Genomic DNA, 16,821 nt, shown 5'->3' with positions numbered 1-16,821 from the left:
AATTGTTACATCACCAAACCAGTGGACCTTGATCAATTCATCAACGTTGTGAAGTCCATAGAAAATTTCTGGTTAAGCATTGTAAAACTTCCAACTAGGTGAAAACCATGACTGACAAGAAGATACATATTTTATTAATAGAGGATAATCCTGGAGATGCATTGATAATCAATGAAATGCTTAAAGAAGTTTATGCCGATAATTTTGTACTAGATCATTTCAAACGGATTAAAGATGGATTGGAACATGTAAATGAAGATTTTGATATCATGCTCTTAGATTTAAACCTTCCAGATAGCCAGGGTATTGATACTTTTAACACAATGAACATTCATGCACCTGAAGTACCCATAATAATTTTAACTGGATTATTGGACGAGGATCTTGCCATAAACATAGTGTCAGAGGGTGCTCAAGATTACCTTGTTAAGGGACAAATAGATAAACAACTACTTTCACGGTCAATAAAATACTCTATCGAACGTAAACGTATTGAAATTGATCTTAGAAAAAGTGAAGAGAAGTATAGATCAATGGTTGAAAAGTTAGAGTCTGGACTCTTTTTAATTGACTCCCAAAACAAAATAAATTATGTAAATAGTCAGATGGCAGATATGTTAGGTTACAAAATGGATGACCTAATGAACCAAAATGTATTTAATTTCATCAATAAAAGTTGTAGGAATGTATTTAAAAAACATTTGAAGGTTAATAATAAGCACATTGGTCAAACTTATGAAATACAATTTTTAAATAAAGAGGGTACACCTTTATGGGTTCTAGTATCAACAAGTCCTTTACATAAAGTCACTGGTGAATATATCGGGGCAATTTCAATAATGACAGATATAACTGCACGTAAAGGTATGGAAAAATCTATAATGGATGCAATGGTAGAAAAGGATAAAGATTTCTTCTTAATAATGGGAAATATGGTAGAGGCTGTGAAACCATTAATACAAACAGAATATGTAGAAGATTTCCAGGACAAATTCACATAACTATGATCTGTTTAAACCCATGATAATCAATGAAAAATATTTTTAAACAAGGATATAATTATTGAATAACATCATTTAATACTTAAAAACATTATTTATTTTTCTTTGAAATCTCGAGTTATTCAGATGATTCTTATTAAATCAGGTCTTTATTACAAGTATCAGCAAGTTTATTTTTATGATAATAATGGAATTATAAAATCAGGATATTTATTATTCAATTATTAATAAAAGATGAATAGAAAAGAAAATTGTAAAAATTTGGGGGTTTAACTTTATGAGAATAGCTGATGGTGTAGAAATGCTGGAAATATCAATGCGAATGGGTAATGAAAAAAGAATTTTTTATCCAACACTCCTGTGGGACGATAATAATGTGATACTGGTCGACACGGGTTTTCCTGGTGCATTCAAATATATTAAAGATGCAATTACCAAAGCAGATATAGATTATAATAGACTTGATAAAATTATCATAACACACCAGGATATTGACCATATTGGAGGTTTGCCAGAAATTTTAAATGATTCTGACCATAAAATACTAGTTCTATCCCATGAAGATGACAAGTCCTATATTCAAGGTGATGAGAAATTAGATAAAATAACACCAGAACGCAGGGCTCAACTAGAAGAAAAGTATAAATCCATACCTGAAGAGGGACGTAAAGCAATGAAAAATTTATTTTTAAACCCTCCAAAAGCTAAAGTTGATGCAACTCTCCAGGATGGACTGGAACTACCATACTGCAGAGGGATTAAAATAATCCATACACCAGGCCATACACCAGGCCATACACCAGGCCATATATGTTTGTATCTGAATCAGAATAAGATATTGGTTGCAGGTGACCAGTTAAATATTGATAACGGTGAATTGTTGGGACCTAACCCTCTGCATACTCCAGATATGAAACAAGCAACTGATTCACTTAAAAAATTAATAGATTATGATATTGAACAGATTATTACCTATCATGGTGGATTATTCAAATCTAATCCCAACGAAAAAATAGCTGAACTAGCCAATAAACAGGCTTAAAAACTTATTTCTATACATCATTTTTTATGAAAGATTAAACAAAATAGAATAAGAGGATTTTATGTTAGCAATAGAGACTAATGGTTTAACAAAAAAATTTGGTAAATTAACCGCTGTGGATAATGTGAACCTAAAGGTGGATCAAGGGGAAATATTTGGACTATTAGGTCCTAATGGTGCTGGGAAAAGCACATTCATCTCTATGCTCTGTACTATTTTAAATCCAACATCTGGTACTGCCAGAGTAGAAGGATACGATATTGTGAAACGGGCTTCTGATGTTAGACGTTCTATTGGAATTGTTTTCCAGGATCCAAGTATAGATGATAAATTAACAGGTATGGAAAATATGGAATTGCATGCTGATCTATACAATGTGCCCAAGGATGTTATGCACTCGCGAATAGATGAAGTTTTGCAGTTAGTTGAACTGGAGGATCGTGCATCAAATCTGGTTAATACTTATTCTGGCGGTATGAGGCGACGATTGGAAATAGCAAGAAGCCTAATACATTATCCAAAAGTACTTTTTTTGGATGAACCAACAGTGGGCCTGGATCCACAAAGTAGAGATCATATCTGGAATTATATAAGGGATCTTAAAAAGCAGGAAAACATCACCATCATATTAACAACCCATTATATGGAAGAAGCAGATAAACTCTGTGATAGGATAGCAATTATTGACAGGAGCAAAATTGTAGCCCTAGATACACCCCAAAAACTTAAAAGTAAAATTGAAGGTGAAACAATAATCATCGAGTCCAGTGATAACAAACTGTTATCTGAAAATGTTTCAGAAAGCAAACTCGCTACAAATATAATGGAAACTGAAAAAGAACTTATTTTAACTGTTGAAAATTCTCATACGGCCTTGGCGCGTATAGTTGAATTGGCTGTTTCTGTTGGAATTTATATTTATAATATATCCATAAAAGAGCCTGATCTGGATGCTGCATTCATGTTCTTCACGGGTAAGGAAATTCGTGAGGGTGGAGGGGGCAAAGAATTAACTGGAATGGCTGCAAGGATGAGGGGGAGGATAAAATAAGTGAGTTAAGAGGTATCAATGCATTATGGCGCCGTGAACTCAAACGTTTTATCCGTGACAGGTCACGTTTAATTAGTTCTGTAATTACACCTGTGCTATGGCTTGTAATTTTTGGGGGAGGATTAGGAACTACACTTTCAACTGCAGGTTTTAATTACACTCAATTCTTGTTACCCGGTATAATTGCACAGACACTTCTTTTTACTTCAATATTTCTGGGTATATCTGTGATATGGGATAGGCAATTCGGGTTTATGAAGGAAATTCTAGTTGCCCCCATTGGAAGGATTTCAATCTTTGCAGGGAAGATGTTTGGAGTAGCAACAGCAGCTATTATCCAGGGAATTATAGTGATAGTGCTTGGAACAATTATTGGAGTACCCTTAACATTCATTGCAGTAGGACTAGCAATACCATTAATGATAATAATCACAATTGGTTTAACATGCATTGGTCTGATCATTGCAAGTCTTATGAACAGTTTGGAAAGCTTTGGTACTATAGTAACATTTGTTAACCTACCAATGTTCTTTTTAAGTGGTGCACTATTTCCATTAACAAATCTGCCAACATGGATAAAATGGGCATTCTATATAAATCCACTCACCTATGGTGTAGATGCATTGCGAACAGTAATGATAAGTGGATGGCACAGTTTCATACCATTGTACTACGATATATTAATTATTTGTATTTTTGATGTAGCTGTTGTTATTATTGGAACATATCTCTTCAGTAAACGTCAATGAATTTTTTCTTTATATAGTGGGAAGTAGTTTATTAACTACAATTATAATTTATAAAAAAAATTATAAAAGAAATGAAATCTTAAAAATTTTGAGAGTTATGTTTTATAATTCATTAAAAAAATTAAATTTAATTTGGTATTTTATTTTTTTAAAAAAATTATTGATTTTTATTGGAGATTTGATTTTTATTATTTTATGATTGAATGTCAGTTAATAATTTTTAATTTTTATTAGATTTTGTGTATTTTTTAATGAATTATATTCTACTTCGTCATAGCTTGATATAACGAAATAAAAAATAACTAATATTTGGGCTGAATCTTACAATAATACGTATTTTCACCCAATACATCTTATTATACTCTACAAATATAATAAAAGAATCAATTAAGTATTTAATTTAAATTTTAGAGTCGAACATGTATTGAAGTGAATTTATTGTTGGATCTTTATAAAATAAGTATTACCCCTGTAAAAATTATCATAATCCTCATTACAATTGGTTTGAAAATCTTAGAAAAATCCATTGATTATTGTAAATATCATTCTCAAAACTAACTTTGTTTAAACATCAAGATTATAGTCTGCTACATATACCCTAACTGATTGAAATAGAGGTATAAATCAAAATTTTAATAATTATATCAAAGATCATTGCCAAAATCATACAAAACAAATACAATTTATGATATTTCCTCTTTAATATATGATATTTTTGTAAAAAAGAAAAATTAAAAAATAGAATTACAAATTCTACAGAATGAATAAAAAATAAGTATCAAAAATATTATTATAAGAATCTTAATTAAAATTCTCAATATGAAAAAGTAGATATATAAAAAAATATAATTTAGTTTGAAATGATTCAAATCTTATCCTGTGATAGTGGAATAAAACTTTTTGAGGTGTATTTTCTAAATGTTTAAATGGGATGCAGAGGAATATCAAAAAAGTTCGAGTGCACAACAGAAATGGGCTAGAGAACTTATAACTAAAATGGATCTTCAAGGATCTGAAGTAGTCCTTGATATAGGATGTGGAGATGGTAAAGTAACATCGGAAATAGCCACACATCTTAAAGACGGATGTATAATGGGAATTGACAGTTCAATTGATATGATTGAATTGGCAACAAGGACCTTTCCTTTAAAGAAACATCCAAATTTACACTTCAAACTGAAAGATTTTCAGGAAATAGATTACAACTCTAAATTTGATATTATCTTTAGTAATGCAGCTCTTCACTGGATCAAAGGCCATGAAGATATTTTAAAACGAATACAAAAGAGTCTTAAGCCTGATGGTAGGATATTAATCCAAATGGGAGGTAAGGGCAATGCACAAAAAATTTTAGACCTTGCAGATGAAATAATTACGAAAGAGAAATGGAACAACTACTTCCAAGGGTTCACTTTTCCATATGGATTTTACGGACCAAAAAAATATATTAAATGGCTTAATGAAGCAAATCTTAAACCTGTGAGGGTCGAACTAATTTCCAAGGTTATGGTTCAGAAGGGTTTTAAAGGATTAAAATCATGGATACGAACAGTATGGCTTCCTTATACACAAAGAATCCCTGAAGATCTTCGAGAAGATTTTATAAATGAATTAGCAACCAGATACATTGAACAATATCCATTAGATAATGAAGGAATGGTACATGTGAATATGGTGAGGTTGGAAGTAGAAGCATTCAAAGGTTAATCTTATATTTTTTTTTCAAAAAAAGAATTCATAAAAAAAAAATTATCTTCTCTATTTAATCGATGGGAAAAAAGAAAATATATTTTCACAAATTTTAATCTGTGAAATCTGATGTTTCTGATGTTTTGAATATGTCTTCAAACACCCAATCCATACTCAGGTATCTTTCTCCTGTGTCTGGTAAAACAACAACTATGAGTTTGCCTCTATTTTCTTCTTTTTTAGCTAATTGTAATGCAGCATATGTTGATGCTCCAGAGGATATACCTGCTAGTATACCTTCTTCCCTTGCAAGTGCTAGAAGTGTTTTTGCAGAATCTTCATCAGAAACTGTTATAATTTCATCTATAAGTTCTCTTTGAAGTACATCTGGAACAAAACCAGGTCCAATACCCTGTATTCTGTGGGGTCCAGATATACCTTGTGAAAGTACAGGTGAGGTTACAGGTTCAACTGCAACTAATTTAACTTCGGGTTTGAGTTCTTTAAGTGCCTGGCCAACGCCTGTTATTGTTCCACCTGTTCCTGTTCCCGATACTAATATGTCTATTTTTCCATCCGTGTCTCTCCAGATTTCGGGAGCTGTAGTTTCTCTATGAATCTTAGGATTGGCTAAATTTTTAAACTGCTGTGGCAAAACAGCACCGGATATTTCTTTAGCTAATTCTTCAGCTTTGGCAACAGCTCCTCCCATTCCATTTGCTCCAGGAGTTAAAACAATTTCTGCTCCAAGTAAAGTTAGAAGTTTCCTTCTCTCAATTGACATGGTGTCAGGCATGGTTAGAATGAGTTTATATCCTCTTTGTGCTGCTACAAATGCGAGGGCTATACCTGTATTTCCACTGGTTGGTTCGATAAGGATGCTGTCCTTGTTAATTACACCTGTTTCTTCACCTGCTTCTATCAAAGCAACACCAATTCTATCTTTAACGCTTGATAAAGGATTGAAAGATTCCAGTTTAACCACAACATCTGCGTTTAATCCTTCTGTTAATTTGTTTAACCTTACTATGGGAGTATTTCCTATAGTTTCAGTCACATTATTTGCTATTCCCCTTGTTAATTCCGGTATTTTTACCATTGTTTCACCTGTTTTTAATTTTATATAACGAGGGTATGATCGAAGAAAAATGAAACGATTAATAACGATCGTTATATAACTTTTATTAGAAAAGGTTTAATATATATACTTAACGATCGTTAATTATATTATTAAAATTAATATTTTATCCATTTAAAATTTACAATATTCAATTAATTTGAAAATAGTAATAATAATCAGTTAATATTACGTAATTGTAATTTAACTAAGTTTTATTTGATATTATTAAGATTTTCCCTTTTTAACTGCCTTTTTTTCACCATAAATTTGGAAACTAATTTTTCCAATGCCTCATCAATAAACATTGGCATTATGTATGGTTGTATACCAATTGATATCAAGGATTGTGATGCACCAGGGCCGATTTGACTTACAAGCACAATATCAACATCTTTTATTAGTTTGAGTGTTGACTCCATTGATGCGGCTGTATGATTTCCACCACTGCATGTTGGAATATTTTCCCTGAGTTCAATGTATTCATAATCTCCATTATCATCTATATCAAATATAAGAAATTGTTTTGCGTGTCCAAAATGTTGATTAATAATTTTTCCATCGTTACTTGCAATTGCAACTCTAAACAACATAATTAATCCTTTCCAATAATTTTAAGAACATTTTTTAGATCTGGTTATAATTGTGAACTACCCATCCCTTTCGGAAGGGGCTTCTTCCTTCATTGAATCCACTTTGTGGTTTTCTCAGAGAAGCTTTAATTTCCGTAGTTCCTACGGTTACTGATGAGATTTTATTTATCTTAGTGCAAAATCACATATATTAACTACTGCATTGACATCACTAATAATATTATTTATTGTCAAATTATTATTAATATGTAGTGGTTGGATTAATCCCCACCTTCATAGGTGGGGTATTCTCCAACATTAGGATAAAATTTGATAAGATTAGGTAAGATATTCCTTACCATCCTCTTGTTTGTAATTTCATGTTTTCTGGTATGTCACTTATTTCAAGTCCTGGCATTGCCTTACCAAGATCTGTTGAAACCTTAGCAATGATATCTGCATCGTTATAATGTGTAGTTGCTTCTACAATTGCCTTTGCAACAAGTATTGGTTGTTCTGACTTGAATATTCCTGATCCAACAAAAACACCATCTGAACCTAGTTGCATCATTAATGCTGCATCTGCAGGGGTTGCAATTCCTCCCGCTGCAAAGTTCACAACAGGTAGTCTTCCGAGTTTGGCTGTTTCTTTTACAAGTTTGAGTGTGGATTCTGTTTCACGTGCAACAGTCCAGAGTTCTTCTTCTGTTTTATCTTTAAGTTCTCTTATGGTACTTGATATCTGTCTGCTGTGCCTTACTGCTTCAACAATATTTCCAGTTCCTGCTTCACCCTTGGTACGGATCATGGCTGCACCTTCATCAATTCTTCTTAAAGCTTCGCCTAAGTTACGTGCACCGCATACAAATGGTATTGTGAATAATTTCTTGTCTATGTGATATTTTTCATCGGCAGGTGTAAGCACCTCACTTTCATCTATCATATCTACACCAAGGGTCTCGAGTATCTGTGCTTCCACAAAATGACCTATACGTGCCTTTGCCATTACAGGAATACTTACAGCATCAATTATTTCCTGAACCTTTGATGGATCAGCCATTCTTGCAACTCCACCTTCAGCACGTATATCAGCAGGCACCTTTTCAAGTGCCATTACTGAAACAGCTCCAGCTTCTTCGGCAATAACAGCCTGTTCAGCATTCACAACATCCATAATAACTCCGCCCTTGGTCATCTTGGCAAATCCCTTCTTTAAAACTTCTGTTCCATGTAGCATTATATTTCCTCCAAATAATCAAGATAAATATCTTAAATTTTTTTTAAACACAGAAATAATTTATCCAAATTACAAATGCAATTCATTTAGTTTTGTTTTTTAATCTTAATTAAATCAACTATTTTTTTATAAGTTTTTTATTTTATTTTTCTTCCATTTTGATACAGTTGTTTATGTGGTATGGATCAATTAAAATAAACCACTAATTTAAAGGTAATTCAAAAAAAGGAATCATTCCTCTAAGTAGATTGATCCTTGTTATTAATATAGATTTAAGCGAAAAAAATGGAAAAAAAAGATCCAAATGATCATATTTAATCAAATAATCTGTAATCCATCTCCTATCCTTATTTTCCCACCTTCTAAAACCTTGCAGAAGATTCCCTCGGTGGGCATTATACACTCTCCCACTTGTCTTCCAATTTCACATGGGTTGTAACATTTCTTTCCTATCTGTGTTACCTGGACCACTGATTGTTTTCCAATGGATAATTTGGTTCCAATCTGTAGTTCTTTTAGTATTATTCCCTCTGTTGTGATGTTTTCTGCAAAATCTCCTGGATAAACATCAAGACCCAGATCTCGCATCTTTTGTATACTTTCAATTGCGAGTAAACTTAATTGTCTGTGAGCTTCATTTTCAGCATGAGCATCACCATGTAATCCATGGTTTTCAATTAACATACCCTGCATTATATTGGTCTTTTTTGTTCCTGTAAGTGGACTGGTAGAAACAGCTACTACCTTTGCTTCTTTTTCAATATTCTCTGAATTCATTGTTACACTCGTGCAGATTAATAAGGTTGCTAAATATCGTTATAACAAAAAATATATTATTCTAACATGTTACTAGATATTTAAATGTAAGAGATTTTTTTTAGATTATTTATTTTAAATACATTGTATATTTCTTAATTGATTTACTTGGATCCCTTTATTTTTACAGTTTCAGACTCAGCTGAAACATCAACTTTTAACTGGTCTATGATTAGTTCTGCAACCTTTTCACCTGAGAGTAACATACCACCAAAGGTAGGTCCCATTCTTGTGCTTCCATAGGTTGTTGCAACAGCCATTCCAGTGACAAATACACCAGGGTAAACTTCACTGGTTTTATCAACCACAGCATCTTCTGATTTTTCAACCCACATGCCTTCAAACCCTGCTATTTCAACAAGACCACGCTGTTCAAGTGATTTAACAACAACTGCATCATGACCTGTTGCATCGACAACTATCTTAGATTCAAGTGCAACCGGGTCAACGCATGTTATTGCTCTTGGAAGCGCAGATACTGGTGTCCAATTAATAACAACTCCACCTACTCTGTCTTTTCTCATAACAACATCGTCAAATTTGGTCATGTTAATTACTTTTGCACCTGCATCCATTGCAGCACCTATGAGTTTTGAACATGCATGTGGTCCATCTGCAACATAAAGTCCTTCCTGGACCTTTTTATAAGGAACTCCAATTTCATCAAGTATTCTTTGACCTGGTTCACGAACTGTTAATTTGTTCATAAGGTATCCGCCAATCCAGAATCCTCCTCCAAGATAGTTGTTACTCTCTACGAGAAGAACCTTAACACCTTTATCTGCCAGTCTTTTAGCTGCTATCAGGCCACTAGGTCCTGCTCCAACTATTATAACATCACTTTCCACGTACTCAAGAAATTCATCTGCAAATTCTGATACAATTGCCTTTGTCACATCTTTTTCTGATACTTTTGAAAATATTGCCATTTTATATATCCTCCTCAATAAAAAATTTTTTTAATAAATGAAGCTGAAAAGTATTGAAATTTACTCGAAATTCAATAATATAACTATTCCACTGCGATATCGTTGAGAGTTAATAGGACTTTCTCAAGTTCTTTGTCCATTTCAATTTTATCTTGAACTTCTAAAACTTTTTCAAGAACAGCATTGGTTTCAGGGTGTTTTGGAGCCGCTCCACATCCAACATCAGGTAATATGGATATTTCAAAGGTGCCAATTTTTTCGGCCATCTCTGAAATTTCTGTCTTGTCAAGTCCTATAAGTGGGCTGAGTACTGGCATGGATGTTGAGTATCGTGTTGCAAGTATGTTTGGTAATGTTTGAGATGCAACCTGTCCTACACTGCTTCCGTCAATTATTGCTAGTGCTTTCTCAGATTTTGCAATCTTTTCAGCAATCTGATACATTCCACTTTTACAGAGTACACAAGTCATGCGGGGTGGTGCATCTTCTGTACATTTTTTAAGGAAATCACCATAGTTGACCTGGTAAAGTTTTAATTCAGAACCAGATGCATATTCTTTAAGTTTTTGGTATATTTTGATTACTTTTTCACTAGATCCTGAAGTGAATGGGTGGTTGTTGAAGTTTACAATGGTTATGTCACATCCACGTTTCATCATGAGATATGTTGCAACTGGGGAATCTATACCACCTGATACCAATGCAATCATTCTTCCCTGTGTACCTATCGGTAATCCGCCGGGTCCCTTAATTTTTTCGTGGAATATATAAGTTTTATCTTCTCTAACTTCAATAAACAGTCTGAATTCTGGATTTGATAGATCTACAGGAGCATTTGTTACTTCTATTACTGCTGCACCACAGAATCCTGCCATTTCCCTGCTTGAAAAGTCATGGGTTCCAACTCTTCTACATTTAACTGCAAAGGGTTTTTCAGGATCAAACTCACCCTTTTCAATTAGATCTTTAACATAATCCTGAACAGTTTTTTTAATTAGATCATGATTGGTATCGGTAGAGACTGTTGGACTGAATGAAACTACTCCAAATATTTTCTTTAGAGATTCCATTGCTTTTGCTTGATCTTCAGAAAAAAGAAATATTCTGCCCTGGTTTATAGTTATTTTACAATCAATCAACTTTTTAATGTTTGATATTAACTTTTTTTCAAATCTCTTTCTTACTACAGGACTTTTAACTCCGATCTCGCCGTATCTTACTATTATTGGCCTATTTTTATCCATTTTTAAACTCCATTGTTAATTGTTGTTTTAAATTTTTTATTCTATCTTTGAATTTAACAACAATTATAAAATTATTTTATTTATATTGGCTAACTTTTATTTTAACCACCGTGAATAACCCTTATAATTTGTATAATATCATTATTTCCTAAAGTTTCATGATCAAGAATTATTGAATCATTTCTTTTTACAATTACTTCTAAAGGATCGATGCCTAGATTTTTTAATAGTTCCTCAAGTGATATTTGGTTTAAATCCAAATTTTCAATGTGCCCTTCTGAATATTTTATTTCCAAGTACTTCACAATCAGTAAATATATACTATTTTTGAAAAAACATCAATTAACAATTGTTATATAACTATCGTTACATATAAAGTTTTTGATTCAAACAAGACCTTAAACAACTTTAAATGTATAGGGAGGTTTATAAAAACCCTCCATCCATCATGAAGCATCTAGGCCGTGTGCAAGATCTTCTATTAGATCAGAAGAATCCTCAAGACCAATGGAAAGCCGGATCACATCGTCTGTAATACCTGCTTTAACACGTGCAGATTCATTCATTGAAGCATGGCTCATGGTTGCAGCGTGTTCAACAAGTGAATCAGCACCTCCAAGAGATTCTGCTAGACAAAAGAGGTCAAGTCCCCTTATAAATTTAGCAACATCTGACTTGAGTTTAAACGATACAACTCCTCCAAATCCATCCATTTGTTTTTTTGCTATTTCATAACCTGGATGTGTTGGTAGTCCGGGATAGAAAACTTCTGATACCTTAGGATGTTCGTATAAAAATTCAGCGATAATCATTGCATTCTCGGCGTGTTTTTTCATCCTAAGTGGTAATGTTTTAAGACCTCTGAGTATAAGCCATGAGTCAAATGGAGCTGCATTGCTACCCATTCCATTTAATAGGAAATGTACATCATCTGCCAGTTCATCTGTAGTGGTGACTATTGCACCTCCTATAACATCACTGTGACCATTTATGTATTTGGTTGTAGAGTGGAGTACAAGATCCATTCCATACTCTATTGGTCTTAGGAAGTATGGGCTTGGAAATGTGTTATCTGCAACTGTTAACAGTTTGTTTTCGTGAGCTACATTTCCAATCATTTCAAGGTCTGTGATGTTTAGAAGTGGATTTGATGGTGTTTCAATCCAAAGCATTTTGGTATTGGGTTGGATTGCATCTTCAATTTTCTCCCTTGAATCCATTCTAAGGAATGTGAATTCAATTCCATATTTGGTCATTATCTCGTTGAAAAGTCTGTGTGTACCACCATAAATATCATCACCTACAATTGCATGGTCACCAGCTTTTAATAAGTGTATAGCAGTTGATACAGCAGCCATTCCACTTGAAAAAGCAAATCCTTTGTTTCCTCCTTCAAGATTTGCAATGGCCTCTTCAAGAGCATTTCTAGTAGGATTACCCGTTCTGGAGTAGTCATAGTCTCCAGGTTGGTTATAGTCTTCAAATGCAAACGTTGATGTTTGACATATAGAAGTTGATATTGCCCCGGTAATAGGGTCTGGTTTTCTCCCTGCATGTATAGATCGTGTATCAAAATTCATTTTCAAAACCCTCCATATTTATTATTGATAAGTTTTTTTGCTAAATTGTTAAAGAAAAAAAGATTAATGATTATCAATTATTTACCCATAATAGATCCCCTTTAACAATTGTTATATAACAATTGTTATGCGATCTTGTATAAATAAATTACGATTATCCAAACTAACTTAACCATATTAAACAAAATATTAGAATTAGAAAATGAAAATTAAAAAAATTAAATAATTATTTCCTGGCCTTTGCAACTTTTCTTGCTATTACAAGTTCCCCAATGGCAATTAAACCCACAAAGAATTTCTCAAGTCCTCCTGTAGCCCATATTGCTTCCCCAAAGGTTGAATTTTTTATTCTTTGTTCATAGTCTTTGGCTGTTACACGTTTTCCAGTTTCCCTCTTGGTTACAATTGCAGATGCTTCCATTAATTCATCCCATGTGACACCCTTCAATTCATCAACCATTGCCTCAAATATCTTGGATACTTTGATTTCATATAATTTGGAAAGTGTTTCTACAATATCAAAAGTTCTTATAACTCCAACAACCTTATCTTCACGGTCAAGAACTGGTATACTAACTACTTTGTGCTTGGAAGCGGCAAGTACAGCCAATCGTGCAGCATCATTTTCATGTACATGTACAATATCGTCTTTTGAGTGCATTATCTCCTTAACTTTTTTATGATTGTCTCTCAGACCCCTTGTAACATCTAACGATGTGATCCATCCAATAAGATGTTTCTCATCATCTAGAACAGGTGTTGTAAATTTTTTATGTGATTCCATTTTAATGGATGCTTCAACAATATCTATATCAGGGCTAACAGCAATAAATTCTTTATCCATAATTTCTTTAACTTTCATTTAGGCAACCTCTCAAGTTTTAATGCACTTACAGGGCATTTTTTAGAACAAACTTCGCATAATATACATTTGTCTTCTGAAAAAATAATCTTATCATCTTCTAATTTAATTGCTTCAACAGGACAGTTCTCTTCACATACACCGCAGGCAACACATGCATCATCGTCAACAACAAGGTCTTTGGTCTTGAAAATATTTCCCATTCTTCTGATAACTGTAACTGCATCTTCTCCACACACATTCGCACATGCACCACACCCGATACATGCATCAAGATCAACAACAGCTTTTTCGCCCTCTGGTACCTTTATTGCCCCTGTTGGGCAGAATTTAACACAATCACCACATGAAGTACATTTATCTTTATCTACACATATCTTCTCCATTCTAAGGGTTCTATGCGGTACCTTTATTGTGTTGAGCTTGTAAGTTACATCCTCATCTAGATCAGATGTACTTTCAATCACCTTAACTGCATTAACAGGACATGTCTGTGCACATATTTCACATTTAACACAATTTTCAAGTATTTTGGCAGGTTTTGTTATTTTTGCATCGTCAATAGCATTTACAGGACACTCTTCTACACATAGGTTACACCTTACACATTCTGGTGAGATGGTTATAAATTTCTGTCCAAGAGAACAATTCTCAATTTCTGCTTTAAAATCTTCTACACCGTGTTCAAAATCTGAGGATTTTGCAACTACTTCATTAATCAGTGCATCTTTCTTTTTTTTAAATACTATATCCATAATCACACCTATATCGTTTAATTTAACCAAAGAGCATATTACAAATAAACCTACCAAATATTTCCTGTTTTAAAGGAATTTTATATTTTCAATTGAATTTGACAATTATTTGATCCCAATTATCTTAATTAGTATTCAACATTAAAATTATTATTATTATTCAATGTTACATATGGTTTTGCAAATCATAATTATTAATTCTAATTTTTTCAATTTCTATGAAAAATGGATTTGGTTTCTGTTAATAAAATTTTCAAGCTTTGCAATGTCTGGAAGGCCGTCTGTTGCACCGTGTTCAGTTATACAACGTGAAGCAACATAGTTACCCTCAATTGCAGATTGTTTTAAACTTTCACCAGTGATAAAACCATGAAGAAATCCTGCATTGAAGGCATCTCCAGCTCCTGTTGTATCAAGACATGGAACATCAAAGGCATCGGTAAAATAGGATTCTTCCCCTGAACTTACAAATGATCCTTTATCTCCCATTTTAACTGCAACGATTTCTATTCCATATTCTGCTTGAATTTTATCAGTATTCAATTGGGTTTCGGTCATTCCAGTTGAAATCCTAGAATATTCTATTTTTCCAGTTGTAAGAAGATTCAGTTCTGCCTGATTGATTAGAAGGATATCTGTGTGCGTAAAAAATTTATCCAAAAATTCAACACCCCTTTCAATATAGAGTCTTCCAGGATCAAAGCTCACACATACCTTGGATGATATTTCGTTAAGAATATTTTTCTGTGTGTCAATGGATTTTTCATTGAAGTTCCCAACAAAGGATGTTATATGAAGAACCTTAGTTGAATCAACGTAGTCTTTATCAACTTCATTTTCTCCTATACAATCATTAACACCGGGATCAACGTAGAGTGCTCGTTGACCTTCACTGTCAACATAACCATTTACTGTTCCGCTTCTTCCATTTTCTGTTAAAATAACTCCCTTGATATCGATGTTTTCATTTTTAAGGTTGTTATGAAGTAAGCTTCCTTCTCTGTCCGGTCCTACTTTCCCAATAAAACCTGTTTTCATTCCGAGTCTTGAAAGACCAACAACAGTATTGGCTGCCGAACCTCCAAAAGACTCTGAAGAACCTGTTATATATGATTCTTCATCTTCATATGCAATTCTGTTAACTCGGAAGAGTTTATCCATGTTAAGCGCTCCAAATCCAACTGCGTCAAGTTTCATTCAAACAAACTCCTTAGATCAATTTTGTATTCTCCGAGTAATCCATTATAATTTCCAGCTGAAACAAGTGAAACATCATCAAAATCAATTACAGCTTTAATACCTGCTTTCATGCCTTCTTCTAGAACTTTCTGGTTTAATCCATTTATAACTATTTCAGGTATATAGTTAACATTTTCTGGAACTTGTGAAACTTCATTTAACACACTTTTAAGTGATGGACAGTAGGGATGGTTGGTTGTTGGACCAATCCATGGATAGTTAGTTTCGGGTTTGCTAGCTGCAGAACATATATCAAAGGGTGCAACAACACCTTCAACCTCTTCTATTGCATTTAAAGCAGCTTTTCCAGCTTCTGTTACAGTCTTTTTTTTACTGCACATATACCAGAAATTTGCACCCATTATACCTTTCATGTATCCTAATTCCTTTTCAATTTTAAAGTCAGGTATTGCAATGGGTACAACAATCATTTCTCTCCCGTATAATGTTTCTTCCCATTCATATCCATCTCCACAGTGTCCAATATTCTTCATTGTACCAATCTTTCCAACTGGATCAATCGATGCATCGAACAGACTTGTGAATGGTTTAACTAGTATGTCTTGTCTGATTCTGTATGATAACTCCAATTCGAATTTTTCAATGTCATCGGTGTTATACCAGAATTGTAGTATTGCACCGTATCTTCCATCTGGTGTTTGATTCATTTCCAGCCAGGATTCAATACCGCCTTCAACTCTTCCAATCACTGTTCCGGGTGTGGATGTTGCATCATAGGCTGCTCTTCTAACAGTTTCTTGGTCTTCTGCTGTTACAATAACCCTGCAGCAAACACCCTTAAATGCCTCACAATAGGTGTCTTCAACCTTAAAATGGATATTTTCGGTGGTTTTTTTCATGATACCCTAACCAACTATATTAACTCTTAATAGATTATTTTAAATCTAAATCAAAATTATATCGATTCTTTTATAATT

The 16,821-nt window shown here is 33.4% G+C and carries 17 protein-coding genes; 5 read left to right on the top strand and 12 right to left on the bottom strand.

What is annotated here, in order from left to right:
• Positions 1–107: 107 nt before the first annotated feature.
• From K8N75_RS11305 to K8N75_RS11285, 5 genes are all read left to right on the top strand, one after another.
• Positions 108–1,001, top strand: a complete 894-nt coding sequence (locus K8N75_RS11305; protein WP_223792155.1) for a PAS domain-containing response regulator — start codon at positions 108–110, stop codon at positions 999–1,001.
• 277 nt (positions 1,002–1,278) lie between these two features.
• Entirely contained in the window at positions 1,279–2,043 is a 765-nt protein-coding gene (locus tag K8N75_RS11300; protein ID WP_223792154.1) for an MBL fold metallo-hydrolase, read from the top strand.
• A 61-nt stretch (positions 2,044–2,104) separates the two neighbouring features.
• A complete protein-coding gene (locus K8N75_RS11295; protein WP_223792153.1) occupies positions 2,105–3,094 on the top strand; it encodes an ATP-binding cassette domain-containing protein in 990 nt (329 codons plus the stop codon).
• Positions 3,052–3,843 (top strand): ABC transporter permease, encoded by a 792-nt coding sequence (locus K8N75_RS11290; protein WP_338038041.1) that lies wholly within the window; start codon positions 3,052–3,054, stop codon positions 3,841–3,843. The genes K8N75_RS11295 and K8N75_RS11290 overlap by 43 nt, the downstream gene beginning before the upstream one ends.
• A 918-nt stretch (positions 3,844–4,761) precedes the next feature.
• Positions 4,762–5,550, top strand: a complete 789-nt coding sequence (locus K8N75_RS11285) for a class I SAM-dependent methyltransferase (RefSeq protein WP_223792152.1) — start codon at positions 4,762–4,764, stop codon at positions 5,548–5,550.
• A 94-nt stretch (positions 5,551–5,644) separates the two neighbouring features.
• On the opposite strand, the gene cysK is transcribed toward K8N75_RS11285, so the two are convergent.
• The 12 genes from cysK to K8N75_RS11225 form a co-directional block, all read right to left on the bottom strand.
• The gene (gene cysK, locus K8N75_RS11280; protein WP_223792151.1) at positions 5,645–6,631 is read right to left on the bottom strand and encodes a cysteine synthase A; all 987 of its coding nucleotides are present in this window, start codon (positions 6,629–6,631) and stop codon (positions 5,645–5,647) included.
• A gap of 233 nt (positions 6,632–6,864) precedes the next feature.
• Positions 6,865–7,242, bottom strand: a complete 378-nt coding sequence (locus tag K8N75_RS11275; protein WP_223792150.1) for a NifB/NifX family molybdenum-iron cluster-binding protein — start codon at positions 7,240–7,242, stop codon at positions 6,865–6,867.
• A gap of 334 nt (positions 7,243–7,576) precedes the next feature.
• On the bottom strand, positions 7,577–8,458 hold the full coding sequence (gene pdxS / locus K8N75_RS11270; RefSeq protein ID WP_255590946.1) for a pyridoxal 5'-phosphate synthase lyase subunit PdxS: 882 nt from the start codon (positions 8,456–8,458) through the stop codon (positions 7,577–7,579).
• A 318-nt stretch (positions 8,459–8,776) separates the two neighbouring features.
• On the bottom strand, positions 8,777–9,235 hold the full coding sequence (locus K8N75_RS11265) for an MOSC domain-containing protein (protein ID WP_223792149.1): 459 nt from the start codon (positions 9,233–9,235) through the stop codon (positions 8,777–8,779).
• A gap of 143 nt (positions 9,236–9,378) precedes the next feature.
• Complete coding sequence (locus K8N75_RS11260) at positions 9,379–10,203, bottom strand: sulfide-dependent adenosine diphosphate thiazole synthase (RefSeq protein ID WP_223792148.1); 825 nt, start codon at positions 10,201–10,203, stop codon at positions 9,379–9,381.
• Positions 10,204–10,286: 83 nt separating this feature from the next.
• On the bottom strand, positions 10,287–11,447 hold the full coding sequence (gene thiI, locus K8N75_RS11255; protein WP_223792147.1) for a tRNA uracil 4-sulfurtransferase ThiI: 1,161 nt from the start codon (positions 11,445–11,447) through the stop codon (positions 10,287–10,289).
• Between the two features lie 101 nt (positions 11,448–11,548).
• Positions 11,549–11,743 (bottom strand): MoaD/ThiS family protein, encoded by a 195-nt coding sequence (locus K8N75_RS11250; RefSeq protein WP_255590945.1) that lies wholly within the window; start codon positions 11,741–11,743, stop codon positions 11,549–11,551.
• Between the two features lie 150 nt (positions 11,744–11,893).
• Positions 11,894–13,027 carry a trans-sulfuration enzyme family protein gene (locus tag K8N75_RS11245; RefSeq protein ID WP_223792145.1) on the bottom strand — a complete coding sequence of 378 codons (1,134 nt, stop codon included), beginning with the start codon at positions 13,025–13,027 and terminating at the stop codon, positions 11,894–11,896.
• A gap of 226 nt (positions 13,028–13,253) precedes the next feature.
• Positions 13,254–13,889: a CBS domain-containing protein gene (locus K8N75_RS11240; RefSeq protein ID WP_223792144.1), complete on the bottom strand. Its 636-nt coding sequence runs from the start codon at positions 13,887–13,889 to the stop codon at positions 13,254–13,256.
• Complete coding sequence (locus K8N75_RS11235; protein ID WP_223792143.1) at positions 13,886–14,644, bottom strand: 4Fe-4S binding protein; 759 nt, start codon at positions 14,642–14,644, stop codon at positions 13,886–13,888. The genes K8N75_RS11240 and K8N75_RS11235 overlap by 4 nt, the downstream gene beginning before the upstream one ends.
• A gap of 216 nt (positions 14,645–14,860) precedes the next feature.
• A complete protein-coding gene (locus K8N75_RS11230; protein WP_223792142.1) occupies positions 14,861–15,841 on the bottom strand; it encodes a carbohydrate kinase family protein in 981 nt (326 codons plus the stop codon).
• A complete protein-coding gene (locus K8N75_RS11225) occupies positions 15,838–16,743 on the bottom strand; it encodes a formylmethanofuran--tetrahydromethanopterin N-formyltransferase (RefSeq protein WP_223792141.1) in 906 nt (301 codons plus the stop codon). Before K8N75_RS11225 ends, K8N75_RS11230 begins: the two co-directional genes overlap by 4 nt.
• Between the last annotated feature and the right edge of the window lie 78 nt (positions 16,744–16,821).

The sequence above is a fragment of the Methanobacterium spitsbergense genome (genome assembly GCF_019931065.1).
Classification (GTDB): Archaea; Methanobacteriota; Methanobacteria; order Methanobacteriales; family Methanobacteriaceae; genus Methanobacterium_B; species Methanobacterium_B spitsbergense.
Note: the sequence above shows the minus strand (reverse complement) of the source record. Positions and strands in the feature narration are given on the sequence as shown.